Consider the following 14,565-nt stretch of genomic DNA (forward strand, 5'->3'; position numbering starts at 1 on the left):
ACCTGCGCGCGGGACGCAGGGGCGGCGGCGGGAAGCCGCTTGCCCGGCCTTCGGCGCGCGGCACCCGCAGGAACCCATACAGGACCGAGACGTTGGGTGGGGGACGGTAAGTGAAACAGAAGGAGTTCTACCGATGATGACCGCGCTGAAAACCAAAGCCCGTATCCTGGCTTCCGTGACCGCCGCCGCGCTGATCGCCGGTCCTGCCTTTGCCGCTTCCAGCGACCTGGGCGCTGACGTGAGCCAGGAGAGCGCGCCAGCCGGCTCCCTGCAGACTGAAGGCAATCTGCAGGGCGCGATCGACGGCCAGGGCGCCGCAGCGGAGGCCGAAGCAAACGCAGGTGCGGACATCTCCGCAGAGCCGGGCTCGCCTGCCTACGAGGGCGGCACCACGGCGGAGACTAGTGCCGAAACCGATATCGGGTCCGGGATGGCAGATGCCTCCTCGATGGCCGGGGCCGAACTGGATATCGCAAACATGACCGCGGGCGAGCTGACTGGCAAGAACGTCCTCAGCGCCGACGGCAGCGACGTTGGTGAGATCGACTATGTGATCAAGCAGGGCGGCAAGCTGGCCGGTGTGGTCGGTGTCGGCGGCTTCCTGGGGCTGGGCGAGCACACCGTCGCGATCCCGCTGGAGGACTTCAAGGTGATCGAGGACGAGCAGCTGCAGCTGAGCGCGCAGACCGAAGCCGGGCTGAAGGCAATGGCGGAGGTCGACGAGAGCCAGATCTCGCCGCTGGCGGAGGACGAGAAACTGTCGGCGCACATGTAACCGCTGCAACGGAATAGTTTCGGGGCGCCCCTGCGGGGGCGCCTTTTTTCACCTTTGTGCTCTGGGCTTTGGCCCGTGCCAGGAAGAACCGCGCTTGATGAACCGCGGCGCGCCTTTAGGTTATTGGTATTCTGCGAGGCCCCGTGGGGGGCGGCTATTGTAAACAGGAGGGTATTTCATGGGAAAACGGGACAAGTTGATCGCGCAGTATGCCGAGGATTTGAAGACCAAATGCGGAGTGCAGCCGGACATGGACCTGCTCGCCAAGGTCGCCATCGGATGCGGCCCGGCGATCTATGACGCGGATGCCGCTACCGTCGCCTCCAGCCAGCCGGGCGAACTGGAAACTGTGAAAAAAAACTTTCTGATCAAGAAGCTGGGCCTGCCCGACGGGCCAGAGCTGATGCAGGCAATCGAGCAGGCGGTGGAGACCTACGGCCGCTCGGAGCGCAACAAGTACCGCGCCGTTGTTTACTACCTCCTGACCCGGCATTTCGGGAAGGAATCGGTCTACGCCTGAACCCGCGCAGCCCGGTCTTTGGAAGCGCCCCGCTGCGGGCGTTTCCCATTTGATGAGCATTGTCTTGGTTATTGCTTTGCGGAATCAACCTGCGCGCGTCTATACCTGAAGACACCGGCCAGGATGGCCAGGAACCAGATTTTCATACGCGTGTGGTGGATAGGAGCACGCGGGGTGGAAGGGAAGGTCCTGGGTCTCCTCGGGATCTTCCCTTTTTGGTTTTCAGCCTCCGGGTTGCAGTGGTGCTGGTCCTGCATGCACGGACCGCCTCTGCCAGGGCCCAGGCCGGGATGACGACAGGTATCCTTGCCGCACGACTTGTCAGAAAAGTGTCAGCATCAGCCCCATCACCGCGCAGGCCAGCGTGGCATAGCCGCCGTCGATCAGCGACAGCTTCACGGGCCGCATGCCATAAAGATTGTTGAGCGCGAGCCACGGGCTGATGAAGAACAGGCCAATCCCTGCGCCGCCGACAATCCCTGCGCCAAGCGTCTCGATCCCCGACAGCACAAACACGTGCCTCATCATGCCGACCACAAACAGCTGCAGCACAAAGGCGATGGCATAGATCTTCTTGTCATCGGCACCTTCGGGCCGCCCATCGGGGCCGCGCGGGATGCGGGCGGCCTTCATCCAGGGCTTCGCCAGGGCGCCGTAATACCCGGCCCCCAGCGCAAAGGCTGCAATTGTCGCCAGAATCACACTCAGGAAGTCCATGTCAGCTCCATAAATCCGGAAATCTGCCGTTAGAATGGCAGGTTACGAAGGATCCGTCTGCCCCAGCGCGCAGACGGCCTGCCATTCCCCGGCCGTGACGGGCTGCACCGACAGGCGCGAGTTCTTGACCAGCACCATCTCCTCCAGCCGCGGGTCGGCCTTGATCTCATCCAGTGTCACCGCTTGCACGAAGGGGCGCACCGCCTTGATGTCGACGCACTCCCAGCGGTCGTCTTCGGTGGTGCTGTCGGGATGCGCCTCGGCGCAGACCTCGACGATGCCGACCACGGATTTTTCCTTCTGCGAGTGGTAGAAGAAGCCGCGGTCGCCAATCTTCATTTCGCGCATGAAATTGCGCGCCTGGTAGTTGCGCACGCCGTCCCATTCCTCGCCCGCATCGCCCTTGGCCTGCTGGTCGTCCCAGCTCCAGGTGGAGGGTTCGGATTTGAACAGCCAGTAGCGCATCAGCCGATGACCTTCTTCCAGGTGATCAGTTCGACCGCCTCGAACAGCCCTGCCTTGTTGTAGGGGTCATCCGCGGCCCAGGCTTCGCCCGCGGCCATGTCATCGACGTCGAGGATAATGAGCGAGCCCGCCATTTCGCCGTCCTGATCAAGAAGCGGCCCGGCCTGGGCCACGCAACCAGTGTCGTTGATATAGGCGAGATGCGCATCGCGATTGTCGAGACGGGTCTGCAAATGGCCGGGTTTATCGCGGGCAATCAAGGCGATGAGCATTTTATTCCTCTTTTAGCGGTCTTTTAAGCAGTTGATCCGCCGCCTCCGCAATCGTCAAGCGCTGATCGAGCAAAAGGGTTACCGTGTGGGTGATCGGCATATCCAGTTGCATTTTCCGCGCTTGTTCCGCCACCGCATGGGCGGTTGCGGCACCTTCCACCGTGATGCTCGAATCGAAGGCTTCGCCGCGGCCGATCGACAGGCCCAGGCGGTAGTTGCGCGACAGTTCGGAGCTGCAGGTGAGCGTGAGATCGCCAAAGCCCGACAGCCCGGCCAGCGTTTCGGCCTTGGCACCGCAGGCCAGCGCCATGCGCTGCATCTCGGCATAGCCCCGCGTCATCAGCGCGGCCCGGGCGCTGTCGCCGAGGCCTGCGCCGATCACTGCACCGCAGCCGATGGCGATGACGTTCTTCAAGGCGCCGCCAAGCTCGGCGCCGATGGTGTCCGTGGTGCGGTAAAGCCGCAGGTTTGCGGTGGTCAGCTCGGCCTGCAGCGCCTCGCCCAGCTTGGAGTCTTCGCACGCCAGCGTCAAAGCCGTGGGCAGGCCGCGAGCAATGTCGGCGGCAAAGCTGGGACCCGTCAGCAGCGCCGCCTGGGCGTCCGGGAGGACCTGCCGGATCACCGCAACCGGGCCCAGTCCGGTCTTCAGCTCCACCCCCTTGCAGCAGGCAACCAGCGTTTTACCGCCCAGATGCGCCGCATGGGCCTCCAGCGCGCCGCGCAGTTTCTGCATCGGCACCGCAAGGAGCAGGGTCTTCGCCTGCGCGGCCTTGCCGAGATCCGCGGTGACGCTCAGCCCCGCGGGCAGCTCCACGCCGGGCAGGCGGGTCTCGTTGCGGCGGCTGTGCTGCATTTCCGCGGCCTGTTCCGCGTCGCGCGCCCAGAGCATGACCGGCCCGTTCCCCGCCAGCGAGATCGCCAGCGCCGTTCCAAATGCGCCGGAGCCGAGGACTGCGACGCTCATGCCTTGGCCCCCTTGCGGCCCGAGCCGATCAGCGCCGGCGCGCTCTGATCCAGCGGCCAGCGCGGCCGCGCGGTCAGCTCCAGCCCGTCGCGCGCGCCGGCCTTGAACCGCTCCAGGCCGGCATAGGCGATCATCGCCGCGTTGTCGGTGCAGAGACTGAGCGGCGGGGCGGTGAAGGCCGCACCAGCTTCGGCACAAACCGTCTCTAACGCGGCGCGGATCGCGGTATTTGCCGCCACCCCGCCAGCCACGGCCACCGTCGGCTGGGCCGGGTTCTCCTTAAGGTAAAGCGCCAGCGCCCGGCGGGTCTTTGCCGCCAGAACATCCACCACCGCGGCCTGGAATCCGGCACAGAGGTCGGCCCGGTCCTGCCGCGTGAGCCCGCCTTTCTCCGCCACGATCTGATCGCGCATCCGCAACAGCGCGGTCTTCAGCCCCGAGAAGGACAGGTTGCAATCGTCCCGGTCCATCAGCGGGCGCGGGAAGCGGAAACGCTTCGCATCGCCGCCTTCCGCCTCGGCCTGCACCGAGGGTCCGCCGGGCTGGGGCAGGCCCAGCAGCCGCGCGGTCTTGTCGAAGGCCTCGCCCGGGGCGTCGTCGATGGTGCCGCCCAGCCGGGAGAAATGCTCCGGCCCGTGCGCGATCAGGAACTGGCAATGGCCGCCGGACACCAGCAGCATCAGGTAAGGGTAGGCGATGCCATCGGTCAGCCGCGGCGTCAGCGCATGGCCCGCCAGGTGGTTCACGCCGATGAGCGGCAGGCCGGTGGCGGCGGCAATCCCCTTGGCGCACATCACGCCCGACATTACCCCGCCGATCAGCCCCGGCCCGGCGGTCACCGCCACCGCATCCAGCCCGGCCAGCGTGACACCGGCCTCCGCCAGCGCCTCGCGCACGCAGATGTCGAGCTTTTCGGCATGGGCACGGGCGGCGATTTCCGGCACCACCCCGCCATAGGCGCTGTGCAGCTCGGTCTGGCCGAACACCACCGAGGACAGGACCTGCGGCCGGCCTTCCGCCGCTTGCCGCACCACCGCGGCGGCGGTGTCGTCACAGCTGCTTTCCAGCCCCAGTATGGTCAGGGTCTTTGTCATGGTCTTACCGTTGCATTGAATTGATGCCGGGGCTACCACCTTAACGGCGAGCAAACAACTGGGAGCAAGTGATGGCGGGCCTGTTGATGACGCGCCCGCTGGAGGCGGCGCAGCGGTTCGTGGCCAGCCTGCCGGAGGCGGCGCTGGAGGGGGTGGAGGTTATCTATGCGCCGCTGATCTCGATCGAACCCCTTGCCGGGCCGCTGGATCTGGGCCCCGCCCGGGCGGTGATCTTCACCTCAGCAAACGGCGTGGCGGCCGCTTCACGTGAAACCGGCCGGCGGCTGCCTGCCTATTGCGTCGGCCCCCGCACCACAGCGGCCGCGGCGGCAGAGGGCTGGCAGGCGGTCCGTGCCGGTGCCACCGCGGAGGAACTGGTGGCGGATCTTGTGCGGCACAAGCCGCCCGGCCCGCTCTTGCATCTGCGCGGCAGCCATGCCCGCGGCGAGGTTGCGCAGCGGCTGGCTGCGGCCGGGAACGAATGCCGCGAGCAGATCGTTTACCGTCAGGAGCTGAAACCGCTGAGTGCCCGGGCGCTTGAGGCGCTGGCGGCGCGCGACGGTGTCATCGTGCCGCTTTTCTCGCCCAGGACCGCGCGGCAGTTTGCCGGATTCTGCGCAACGGCGCCCAATCTGCACCTGATCGCTCTTAGCCTGGCGGTGGCGGAGCCATTGAAAGGCTTGAATTGCAAGGCGTTGCAGGTATGTACTTCGCCGGATGCCGGGGCCATGGCGCAAGCTGTCCAGGATGCCGCAGCCGGTCTGCGGCGGCTTGAGGACGGGGGGGCTGCGCAGTAGTGTCCCGGGGTGTTCGCGCAAATGAATTTGGTAATCTGAGGGGAGGCCGGCGTGGCTGACAAGAAAACTCCGGAAGAATTGAACGAGCCCGGCCCCGCCGCACCGGAGGGCGATAAAGCCGCTTCGGACACCGGCGCCCCAGGCCGGCCGGATGAGGGCACCGCTGAGGCGGTTGACGCGGAGACGCCGCAAGAGTCTTCTCAGACCGAGACCGAGACCGAGACCGAGACCGAGACCGAGACCGAGACCGAGACCGAGACCGAGACCGAGACCGAGACCGAGACCGAGACCGAGACCGAGACCGAGACCGAGACCGAGACCGCAGGGGAAGCGGACACCGGTGAGGACGCCACGCTGGCCGACCCGGCGATCATGCCCGCCACGGAAGCGGAGGAAGCCGCCGGGGAGGAAGAACCGGCGGCTCTGGAAGAGACGGGCCGCACCGGCGCTGCATATGCCTCCGGCTCCGCGGATTCCGGCGCTTCCGGCCCCGGCGCTGCAGACACCGGCCGCGCCGAGGCCCCCTCTGCCGTTGCGGCGCCCGTGCCCGCGGAACACATCGTGGAAAGACGCGGTGGCTTTGGCGCCGCGCTGCTGGGCGGGGCCGTGGCTGCGGTGCTGGGCTTTGCCGCAGGGCAGGCGGGGCTGCTCGATCAGGTCCTGCCGGCGAGCCTGAAATCCGGCAACAGTGCCGAACTCGCCGCCCTGGCCGAGGCGCAGGCCAAGCTGGAGGCGCAAGTGGCGGAGCTTCAGGAAGACGCCGCCGCCCGCCCGGTGACCGACTTGCGGCCGCTTGAGCAGCGTGTGGACGAGCTGGCCGCCAGCCTTGAGGGCGTGAGTCCGGAGCAGGGCGGCAACGGCGATGCGCTTGCCGCCGAGATCGAGGCGCTCAACACCCGCCTGGCCGAGCTGGAAACCCGGCCGCTGACCGAGGGCGCTTCTGCCGGTGCGGTGGAGGCTTTCGAGAGTGAGCTGGCCAAGCTTCAGGAAAGCTTCACCGCGCAGCGCGCCGAGGTGGAGGCGATGCTGCAGGAAGCCCGCGCCGCCGAGGCCGCCAGCGCCGAGACCGCCCGCCTGGCCAGCGCCCGCACCATGATGGCGCGGCTGCGCGGCGCGCTGGAAACGGGCAGCAGCTATACCGGCGTGATCGCGGATTTGGGCGCTGTTGGCGTCGAGGTGCCCGAGGCGCTGGCCGCCCATGCCGATACTGGCGTTGCGACGCTTGCCAGCCTGCGCGACAGTTTCGCCCCCGCCGCACGGGAGGCGCTGGCCGCGGCCCGCGACGAAGGCGATGGCACCGGCGGCATCACCGCCTATTTCCAGCGCCAGCTGGGCGCACGCTCGGTTGCGCCGCGCGAGGGCGACGATCCGGACGCTGTATTGTCACGCGCCGAGGCGGCCGTGAAGGCCGGCAACCTGGGCGATGCCCTGGAGGGGCTGGAGTTGCTGCCCGCAAAGGCCCGCGAAGCGCTCTCCGGCTGGGAGGCCGCCGCCAAGGCGCGCCTGGCCGCGGTAGCCGCCGCCGATGATCTGGCCCAACGCCTGAACGACAAATAAGGAAGCCGCCGATATGCTCTGGTCCCTGTTGAAGATCCTCGTTTTTGTCGCGATCGTTGCGGTCCTTGCCTTTGGCGCGTCGCTTCTGATGGAAACCGCGGGCGGTGTGCAGATCACCGTTGCGGGCACCGAATACACGCTGAGCGCGCTGCAATCGGTGATTGCGCTGGCGGTTCTGGTGTTGCTGGTCTGGCTGTTCTTCAAGCTGCTGTCGCTGCTGGCGGCGACGCTGCATTTCCTCAATGGCGATGAAACCGCCCTGTCGCGCTATTTCGACAAGGGCCGCGAGCGTAAGGGCTTCAAGGCGCTGTCCGACGGCCTGATGGCGCTGGCCTCGGGCGAGGGGCGGCTGGCAATGGCCAAGGCGGCGCGGGCGGAGAAATACCTGCAAAAGCCTGAGCTGACCGACCTGCTTACTGCCCAGGCGGCGGAGATGACGGGCGACACCCACAAGGCCGCGGAGGCCTACAAGCGCCTGCTGGCAAACCAGTCCACCCGCTTTGTCGGGGTGCGCGGCATCATGCGGCAGAAGCTCTCCGAAGGTGACAGCGAGACCGCGCGCCAGCTGGCCGAGAAGGCGCTGGCGCTGCGCCCGCGCCACGAGGAAGTGCAGGACGCTCTGTTGCGGCTGCAGGCCCAGGCCGAGGACTGGTCCGGCGCCCGCAAGACGCTGGCGACCAAGCTCAAGACCGGCACCCTGCCGCGCGACGTCTACAAGCGCCGCGATGCTGTGCTGGCGCTGTCTTCCTCGCGCGCGATCCTCGACGGCACCGCCACGCCCGAGCAGCAGGACCAGGCGATCGAGGCCAACCGCCTGTCGCCCGATCTGGTGCCCGCAGCCGCGCTGGCGGCGCGCGCTTATGTGGCCAAGGGCAAGACGCGCCCGGCCGTGCGCCTCCTGAAAAAGGCCTGGGAGACCCAGCCGCATCCGGATCTGGCGCAGGCCTTTGCCGCGATCGATCCGGAGGAGAGCCCCTCGGCCCGGGTGCAGCGTTTCGAGCACCTGGCCCGTCTGGCGCCGCATCACGCGGAAACCCGGCTGGTGATGGCCGAGCTGAACATCGTGGCGGAGGATTTCCCGGAGGCCCGCCGCTGGCTTGGCGACCTGCCCGAGCGCGCCCCCGACACCCGCGCGCTGACGCTGATGGCAGCCATCGAGCGCGGTGAAGGCGCCGGCGACAAGGTGGTGCAGGGCTGGCTCACCCGGGCGCTGACCGCGCCGCGCGGGCCGCAGTGGGTGTGCAGCAACTGCAATCATATCCACGCCGAATGGGTGCCGGTCTGCGAGCATTGCGCAAGCTTCGACACGCTGGCCTGGCAACGCCCGGAGACGCCGGAAACCGCGAGCCTCGCCTCTGCGCATGTGCTGCCTCTGCTCACCGGCCGGCCGGATGTGCCGGAAGCCGGGGAGGCGCCGGACGAGGATCTGCTGACCGCCACCGCAGAACCTGCCGGAGAACCTGCCCCAGAACCCGAAACGGAACAGCCGGGACCCGCCCATGAGGGTGCGGAGACACCGAAAGCCGCCAATTAGGGCTTTCCCAGGCGGCGCGCCAATGCTAAAGCGCGCCGCATAAGCCTATCGAACCGCAAGCCGGTTCCGGGCGCCGCTGTAGCTCAGCTGGTAGAGCACGTCATTCGTAATGATGGGGTCGGGGGTTCGAGTCCCTTCAGCGGCACCACCTCCTTGCCAGACCACCCTCTCCCAAGGGCCGTTTCCCGCGCCAGGCACCATGTATCACCCGTGGGCTGCCGCTCCACTTGCTTGACGCAGCGTTGCGGCAGCGCCGCCTGTGCGGGGCCGCTACGCTCCTGCGCAGACCCGCATGCGCACAGGCTGCCCGTGCCGCGGCAACACGGAGGAAAGAGGCCCCAATGCTTGGCAAGATGATGCACAAACCGCTCACCATCAGTTCGCTGATCGAACACGCAGGCCGATATCACGGCGGTACTGCGGTGACCTCGGTGGAAACCTCGGGCGGGGTGGAGCATACCACTTGGGGCGAGGTCGCGGCGCGGGCGCGAAAACTGGCGAGCGCGCTGCACCGGCTGGGGCTGGCGCAGGGCGCCCGCTGCGGCACCATCGCCTGGAACAACCGCCGCCATCTGGAGATCTACTTCGGCGCGGCGGGCGGCGGCATGGTCTGCCACACCCTCAATCCGCGCCTGCCGGCGGAACAGCTGGTCTACATCCTGAACCATGCCGAAGACGAGGTGCTGTTTATCGACGCCACCTTCGTGCCCGCAGTCAGCCAGCTGCACCCGCAGCTTCCGGCATTGAAGCACATTGTCCTGATGGGCCCGCGTGACGAGGCCGCGGCGGGGCAGATCCCGGGGCTTCTGTTCTATGACGAGCTGATCGCCGCGGAGACCGGCAGTTTCGCCTGGCCGGAGCTGGACGAGACCTTGCCGTCGAGCCTCTGCTACACCTCGGGCACCACCGGCCACCCGAAGGGCGTGCTCTACACCCACCGCAGCACCGTGCTGCACTCGCTCGGCGGCAACCAGCCCGACGGGCTCGCCATCGCGGCGCGGGATACGGTGCTTGCGGTGGTGCCGATGTTCCACGTGAACGCCTGGGGTGTTCCTTATATTGCCGCCGCGGTGGGCGCCAAGCTGGTGCTGCCGGGGCCGTTCCTCGATGGCGAAAGCCTCGTCCGCCTGATCGACGATGAGCGCGTCACCCTGGCGCTGGGCGTGCCGACGATCTGGATGGGGCTTCTGCAGGCGCTGGAACAGACCGGCAGCAAGGCGGAAAGCCTGGAACGCACGGTGGTTGGCGGCTCGGCCTTGCCGACGGTGATGATCCCGGCGTTCCGCGACAAGTACGGTGTGGAGCTGATCCACGCCTGGGGGATGACCGAAACCAGCCCGCTCGGCACGCTGAACCAGCTGCTGCAGAAACACGAAGCCCTGCCGGAGACGGAGAAGGCCGCGCTGCGCGAAGGCCAGGGCCGGGCGCCCTTTGGGGTGGAGCTGCGCATCGTGGACGAGGCGGGCCAGCCGCTGCCCGAGGACGGCAGGACACAGGGCGAGCTGCAGATCCGCGGCCATTGGGTGGTCGATACCTATTTCGGCCAGGAATCTCCGGCGCTGACCGAGGACGGCTGGTTCGACACCGGCGACGTCGCCACCATCGATCCGGACGGCTACATGATCATCCGCGACCGCTCCAAGGACATCATCAAGTCCGGCGGCGAGTGGATCTCCACCGTGGAGCTGGAGGATATCGCGATGTCGCATCCCAAGGTGGCGCAGGCGGCGGCGATTGCGGCGGCGCATCCGAAATGGGACGAGCGCCCGGTGGTGATCGCCATCGCCGCGGACCCCGGGCTGAGCGAGGCCGAGCTGCTGGCGCATTACCAGGGCAAGGTTGCTAGCTGGCAGGTGCCCGACAAGGTGGTCTTTGTCAGCGAGCTGCCAATGGGCGGCACCGGCAAGGTGCTGAAGTCCCGCCTGCGGGAAGAGTTCGGCCGCGTCCTTCTGGACAGCGCCGGCTGATACGGTCCAGTGCCGCCCCGCACCCGGCGTGGCTGATGCGGGGCGGCTGTAACTGCCGGCAAATTTAATTGTTAAGCCGCGTTTAACAGCCCGCCTGCTATCCCGGTCCTGGGTGAAAATAGTGGTGGTGGATATGAGCGCACAGAGCAATGTGGCGCCCATTATCATCAAGAAGAAAAGAGTCAGTGGTGGCGATGGCCACCACGGCGGCGCATGGAAGGTGGCTTATGCCGACTTCGTGACCGCGATGATGGCCTTCTTTATGCTGATGTGGCTGCTGAACGCGACGACCGAAAAACAACGCAAAGGGCTGGCGGATTATTTCTCGCCGTCGATCCCGCTGAGCCGGGTCTCCGGCGGCGGCAATGGCGCCTTCCAGGGCGACAGCATGTTCACCGAGGACATCCAGCCGCAATCCGGGACCGGTGCCACCGACGCCAATCCGATGGATGCGCAGCAGGCCCAGGGCGAAACCGGCATCGATGCCGACGCCGAAATCGAAAAGCAGAACGAAACCTTCCGTGCCGTCGAGGAACAGCTCGCGGGCCGGTCCGGCGAAAGCATGGTCTCCACCGAGATGGCCCGCCACATCGTCACCCGGGTGACGGACGAGGGGCTGATAATCGAGTTGTTTGCAACCCCCGACGCGCCGCTGTTCGAGGACGGCCGCGCCGCGCCGACGCCGCTGCTGCGGGATCTGGTGCAGATGGTGGCGCGGGTCTCGGGCAGCGTGACCAGCAATGTCGCCATCGGCGGGCACATCCGCTCGCACCCGGTGGTGCTGGCCGACAACCCGGTCTGGGAGCTGTCGCAGGCGCGCGCGGGAACCACCCGCAAACTGCTCGAATCAGGGAATCTCGCGGCAAAGCGCATTCACCGGGTGACCGGCCATGCCGACCGCAAGCTGGCCGTCGCGAATCCGATGTCAGCCCGCAACGATCGGATAGAGATCATCCTTCTGCGCAACTAACCAATTGATATTTCACGACATGGCGGCTGACCGATCAATCAGATTGTATCTGTTAGCCGCCCGTTAATCGCTCCTGCGCTAGCTGTTGCATCCAGAATGATTAGATGCAGCAGAAAGGCGTGCTATGACCATTTCTTCGTCGCTGAACGCGGGCGTTTCAGGATTGAGCGCCAACGCCAGCAAACTGGCCTCCATTTCCGACAACATCGCCAACTCCGGCACCCGCGGTTACAAGCGGGTGCAGACCGATTTCCATTCGATGGTGATGACCTCCTCCGGGAGCGGCACCTATTCCGCCGGCGGGGTGCGCGCAACGACGGTACGGATGATCGACGAACGCGGTCCGCTGGTGTCGACCAACAACGCCACCGACCTGGCCGTGCGCGGCCGGGGCATGCTGCCGGTTGCCTCGATCACCGATGTCGAGGCGGGCAATGGCAGCCCGACCATGATGCTGACCACCACCGGCTCGTTCCGCACCAATGAGGACGGCCTGCTGACCACCGAATCCGGCCTGGTGCTCCTGGGCTGGCCCGCCGCCTCCGACGGCACCGTGCCCGATGGCCCGCGCGACACCACCGAAGGGCTGGAGCCGGTGCACCTGAACACCAACAAGCTTTCCGGCGAGCCGACCACCGAGATCAGCGTCGGCCTGAACCTGCCCGCCACCTCGACCGAGGTCGATGCCACTTCCGGCGACGAGGAGCAGGTGGTCGAATATTACGACAACATGGGCCGGGCGGAAACGCTCACCATCACCTTCTCGCCCACCGTGCCCACCGCGCCGGCCACCGACCCGTCCAACGAATGGACGATGACGATCACTGATTCGGCCACCGGTGCCACCGCAGTCGGCGAATACACGATCACCTTCGACGACAGCCGCGACGATGGCGGCACCCTGGCCTCGGTCGCCACCACAACCGGCGGCGCCTATGATTCTACCACCGGCAGCATCATCGTGAATGTTGCGGGCGGCCCGATGGAGATCGACATCGGCATACTCGGCGATGACAACGGGCTGACCCAGCTGGCCGACCGTTTTGCGCCCGCGCAGATCTCCAAGGACGGCTCCCCCGTGGGCAACTACACCGGCGTCGAAATTGACGAATCCGGCTATGTCCGGGCGCAGTACGACACTGGCGCCAGCCTGGTTGTCTACAAGATCCCGCTGGTCGACCTGCCGAACCCGAACGGCATGGTCTCGATGGACCAGCAGACCTACCTGCCCTCCAGCGAAAGCGGCTCCTACTTCCTGTGGGACGCGGGCGACGGGCCGACCGGGGAGGTCATGTCCTACGCTCAGGAGGAATCCGCGGTCGATGTGGCCAATGAGCTGACCAACATGATCCAGACCCAGCGGGCCTATTCCTCCAACGCCAAAGTCATCCAGACGGTTGACGAAATGCTGCAGGAAACCACCAACATCAAGCGCTGACGCGCCTGATGCGCTTTGATCCCGGACCCAGGAAAGCAGGCTGATCATGTCGATCTATTCCGCCCTCAACAGTGCGATGAGCGGGCTCACTGCGGCCAGCCGCTCGTCGCAAGTGGTGTCAGAAAACCTGGCCAACGCCCTGACCCCCGGCTACTCCCGCCGCACGCTGGAGCTGCACAGCCCGGGCGACGCCGTCACCGGGGTCCGGGTTGGCCATGTGAAACGGGTCACCGACCCGGGACTGGTCTCCAGCCGCCGCATCGCCGAGGCCGATTTCGGCGTTGCCAAGGCGCGGGCCGATTTCTACAGCCGGATGTCGACGCTGGTCGGCACCGTGGACGACTCCTCCTCGCTGGCGGCGCAGCTGTCGGATTTCGACTCCTCGCTGATCGAGGCGGTGTCGCGGCCGGACTCCACGCCGCGGCTGAACGACTTGTCGGTCAAGGCGGAATCGCTGGCCGATACGATCTCCCGCGCCGCCGAAGGGCTGCGCACGCTGCGTGTCTCCGCCGACAGTTCGATCGACAATCAGGTCAATACGGTGAACCAGGCCCTGAAGGAGATCGAGCGCCTGAACGCCCGGATTATGGTGGTCGAGGCAGGCGGCATGGACGCGGTGTCCATGCACGACCAGCGCGACCAGCTGGTCGATCAGGTGAACGAGATCATCCCGGTCAGCATAATGATGCGCGACAACGGCCAGATCGCGCTTTACTCCGACGGCGGCGTGAAGCTGATCGATGGCAAGGCGGCGGAGGTGAGCTTCAATCCGACCCGGGACATCATGCCTTACATGACCCAGGCCGGCGGCCTGCTGTCGGGGCTGGAGGTGGACGGCAAGGCCATCGACACTTCCACCAGCGGTCCGCTGCGCGGCGGCACGCTGATCACCCAGTTCGAGATCCGCGACGTCGATTCCGTGAACGCACAGGAAGACCTGGACGCGATGGCGCGCGATCTGATCGAACGGTTCCAGGATCCGGCTCTGGACACCACCCTCGGCGCCACCGATGCCGGGATGTTCACCGATGACGGCGGCTTCTTCGATGCCACCAATACCGTCGGCATCGCCAACCGGATCGAGCTGAACGATCTCGTCGCGCTCGGCGGCCAGGCGGAGACCTGGCGGTTCCGCGACGGGTTCAATGCCGCAGGGCAGGGCGACCCTGGCAACTCCAGCCTGCTGCAAGGGTATTCCGATGCCCTGTCGGCGGTGCGGACGGTGTCTTCGGTGGGTCTCGGCACTGCGGACATGACGGCAACCACGCTCAGCGCCAATCTGCTGTCGCGCTTTGCCCGGGACGATGACACCGCGTCCCGCGCCTCCACCTTTGCCGCCACCAGCTTCAACGAGCTGAGCAGCGCCGAACTGGCGCTCGGCGTGGATACCGACGCCGAACTGCAGAACCTGATGCTGGTGGAGAAGATCTATGCCGCCAACGCCCGGATGATTTCGGTTGTTGACGAGCTGATGGAAACGCTTTTGAGGATCTGA

The 14,565-nt window shown here is 66.6% G+C and carries 14 protein-coding genes and 1 tRNA gene; 10 read left to right on the plus strand and 5 right to left on the minus strand.

The features are described 5' to 3' along the window. Window positions 1-136: 136 nt before the first annotated feature. Both ACOHX0_RS02680 and ACOHX0_RS02685 read left to right on the plus strand, forming a co-directional pair. Window positions 137-775 carry a PRC-barrel domain-containing protein gene (locus ACOHX0_RS02680; RefSeq protein WP_420675103.1) on the plus strand — a complete coding sequence of 213 codons (639 nt, stop codon included), beginning with the start codon at window positions 137-139 and terminating at the stop codon, window positions 773-775. A gap of 178 nt (window positions 776-953) precedes the next feature. Then, entirely contained in the window at window positions 954-1,295 is a 342-nt protein-coding gene (locus ACOHX0_RS02685) for a DUF2853 family protein (RefSeq protein ID WP_420675104.1), read from the plus strand. Window positions 1,296-1,616: 321 nt separating this feature from the next. Here the strand turns inward: ACOHX0_RS02685 and ACOHX0_RS02690 are convergent, their stop codons facing one another. The 5 genes from ACOHX0_RS02690 to tsaD are packed head-to-tail and all read right to left on the minus strand — an operon-like array spanning window position 1,617 to window position 4,807. Further along, entirely contained in the window at window positions 1,617-2,012 is a 396-nt protein-coding gene (locus ACOHX0_RS02690) for a DUF1761 domain-containing protein (RefSeq protein WP_420675105.1), read from the minus strand. Between the two features lie 42 nt (window positions 2,013-2,054). Further along, complete coding sequence (locus ACOHX0_RS02695; protein ID WP_420675106.1) at window positions 2,055-2,477, minus strand: EVE domain-containing protein; 423 nt, start codon at window positions 2,475-2,477, stop codon at window positions 2,055-2,057. Further along, window positions 2,477-2,749, minus strand: a complete 273-nt coding sequence (locus ACOHX0_RS02700; RefSeq protein ID WP_420675107.1) for a YciI family protein — start codon at window positions 2,747-2,749, stop codon at window positions 2,477-2,479. Before ACOHX0_RS02700 ends, ACOHX0_RS02695 begins: the two co-directional genes overlap by 1 nt. A 1-nt stretch (window position 2,750) precedes the next feature. Continuing rightward, on the minus strand, window positions 2,751-3,713 hold the full coding sequence (locus ACOHX0_RS02705) for an NAD(P)H-dependent glycerol-3-phosphate dehydrogenase (RefSeq protein WP_420675108.1): 963 nt from the start codon (window positions 3,711-3,713) through the stop codon (window positions 2,751-2,753). Next, complete coding sequence (gene tsaD / locus ACOHX0_RS02710) at window positions 3,710-4,807, minus strand: tRNA (adenosine(37)-N6)-threonylcarbamoyltransferase complex transferase subunit TsaD (RefSeq protein ID WP_420675109.1); 1,098 nt, start codon at window positions 4,805-4,807, stop codon at window positions 3,710-3,712. The genes ACOHX0_RS02705 and tsaD overlap by 4 nt, the downstream gene beginning before the upstream one ends. Before the next feature lie 71 nt (window positions 4,808-4,878). Between tsaD and ACOHX0_RS02715 the strand changes: the two genes are divergently transcribed. The 8 genes from ACOHX0_RS02715 (at window position 4,879) to flgK (ending at window position 14,565) form a co-directional block, all read left to right on the plus strand. Then, window positions 4,879-5,604, plus strand: coding sequence for a uroporphyrinogen-III synthase (locus ACOHX0_RS02715; RefSeq protein WP_420675110.1), 726 nt, complete (start codon window positions 4,879-4,881; stop codon window positions 5,602-5,604). 51 nt (window positions 5,605-5,655) lie between these two features. Then, on the plus strand, window positions 5,656-7,161 hold the full coding sequence (locus tag ACOHX0_RS02720) for a COG4223 family protein (protein WP_420675111.1): 1,506 nt from the start codon (window positions 5,656-5,658) through the stop codon (window positions 7,159-7,161). Between the two features lie 13 nt (window positions 7,162-7,174). Then, window positions 7,175-8,695, plus strand: a complete 1,521-nt coding sequence (locus ACOHX0_RS02725; RefSeq protein WP_420675112.1) for a heme biosynthesis protein HemY — start codon at window positions 7,175-7,177, stop codon at window positions 8,693-8,695. 72 nt (window positions 8,696-8,767) lie between these two features. Beyond that, window positions 8,768-8,843, plus strand: a tRNA-Thr gene (locus tag ACOHX0_RS02730). 193 nt (window positions 8,844-9,036) lie between these two features. Further along, complete coding sequence (locus ACOHX0_RS02735) at window positions 9,037-10,662, plus strand: long-chain-fatty-acid--CoA ligase (protein WP_420675113.1); 1,626 nt, start codon at window positions 9,037-9,039, stop codon at window positions 10,660-10,662. 133 nt (window positions 10,663-10,795) lie between these two features. Next, window positions 10,796-11,632 (plus strand): flagellar motor protein MotB, encoded by an 837-nt coding sequence (locus ACOHX0_RS02740; RefSeq protein ID WP_420675114.1) that lies wholly within the window; start codon window positions 10,796-10,798, stop codon window positions 11,630-11,632. A gap of 124 nt (window positions 11,633-11,756) precedes the next feature. Then, window positions 11,757-13,070, plus strand: coding sequence for a flagellar hook protein FlgE (locus ACOHX0_RS02745; RefSeq protein WP_420675115.1), 1,314 nt, complete (start codon window positions 11,757-11,759; stop codon window positions 13,068-13,070). A gap of 46 nt (window positions 13,071-13,116) precedes the next feature. Then, window positions 13,117-14,565: a flagellar hook-associated protein FlgK gene (gene flgK, locus ACOHX0_RS02750; RefSeq protein WP_420675116.1), complete on the plus strand. Its 1,449-nt coding sequence runs from the start codon at window positions 13,117-13,119 to the stop codon at window positions 14,563-14,565.

Origin of the sequence: Cribrihabitans pelagius (assembly GCF_048820915.1) — a bacterium.
In the GTDB taxonomy this organism is placed as follows: domain Bacteria; phylum Pseudomonadota; class Alphaproteobacteria; order Rhodobacterales; family Rhodobacteraceae; genus Cribrihabitans_A; species Cribrihabitans_A pelagius.

What these genes read in the sequence shown, in the direction of transcription:
- ACOHX0_RS02680 (WP_420675103.1), top strand. Translation starts at nt 137, where the DNA reads ATGACCGCGCTGAAAACCAAAGCCCGTATCCTGGCTTCCGTGACCGCC.
- ACOHX0_RS02685 (WP_420675104.1), top strand. Translation starts at nt 954, where the DNA reads ATGGGAAAACGGGACAAGTTGATCGCGCAGTATGCCGAGGATTTGAAG.
- ACOHX0_RS02690 (WP_420675105.1), bottom strand. Translation starts at nt 2,012, where the DNA reads ATGGACTTCCTGAGTGTGATTCTGGCGACAATTGCAGCCTTTGCGCTG.
- ACOHX0_RS02695 (WP_420675106.1), bottom strand. Translation starts at nt 2,477, where the DNA reads ATGCGCTACTGGCTGTTCAAATCCGAACCCTCCACCTGGAGCTGGGAC.
- ACOHX0_RS02700 (WP_420675107.1), bottom strand. Translation starts at nt 2,749, where the DNA reads ATGCTCATCGCCTTGATTGCCCGCGATAAACCCGGCCATTTGCAGACC.
- ACOHX0_RS02705 (WP_420675108.1), bottom strand. Translation starts at nt 3,713, where the DNA reads ATGAGCGTCGCAGTCCTCGGCTCCGGCGCATTTGGAACGGCGCTGGCG.
- tsaD (WP_420675109.1), bottom strand. Translation starts at nt 4,807, where the DNA reads ATGACAAAGACCCTGACCATACTGGGGCTGGAAAGCAGCTGTGACGAC.
- ACOHX0_RS02715 (WP_420675110.1), top strand. Translation starts at nt 4,879, where the DNA reads ATGGCGGGCCTGTTGATGACGCGCCCGCTGGAGGCGGCGCAGCGGTTC.
- ACOHX0_RS02725 (WP_420675112.1), top strand. Translation starts at nt 7,175, where the DNA reads ATGCTCTGGTCCCTGTTGAAGATCCTCGTTTTTGTCGCGATCGTTGCG.
- ACOHX0_RS02735 (WP_420675113.1), top strand. Translation starts at nt 9,037, where the DNA reads ATGCTTGGCAAGATGATGCACAAACCGCTCACCATCAGTTCGCTGATC.
- ACOHX0_RS02740 (WP_420675114.1), top strand. Translation starts at nt 10,796, where the DNA reads ATGAGCGCACAGAGCAATGTGGCGCCCATTATCATCAAGAAGAAAAGA.
- ACOHX0_RS02745 (WP_420675115.1), top strand. Translation starts at nt 11,757, where the DNA reads ATGACCATTTCTTCGTCGCTGAACGCGGGCGTTTCAGGATTGAGCGCC.
- flgK (WP_420675116.1), top strand. Translation starts at nt 13,117, where the DNA reads ATGTCGATCTATTCCGCCCTCAACAGTGCGATGAGCGGGCTCACTGCG.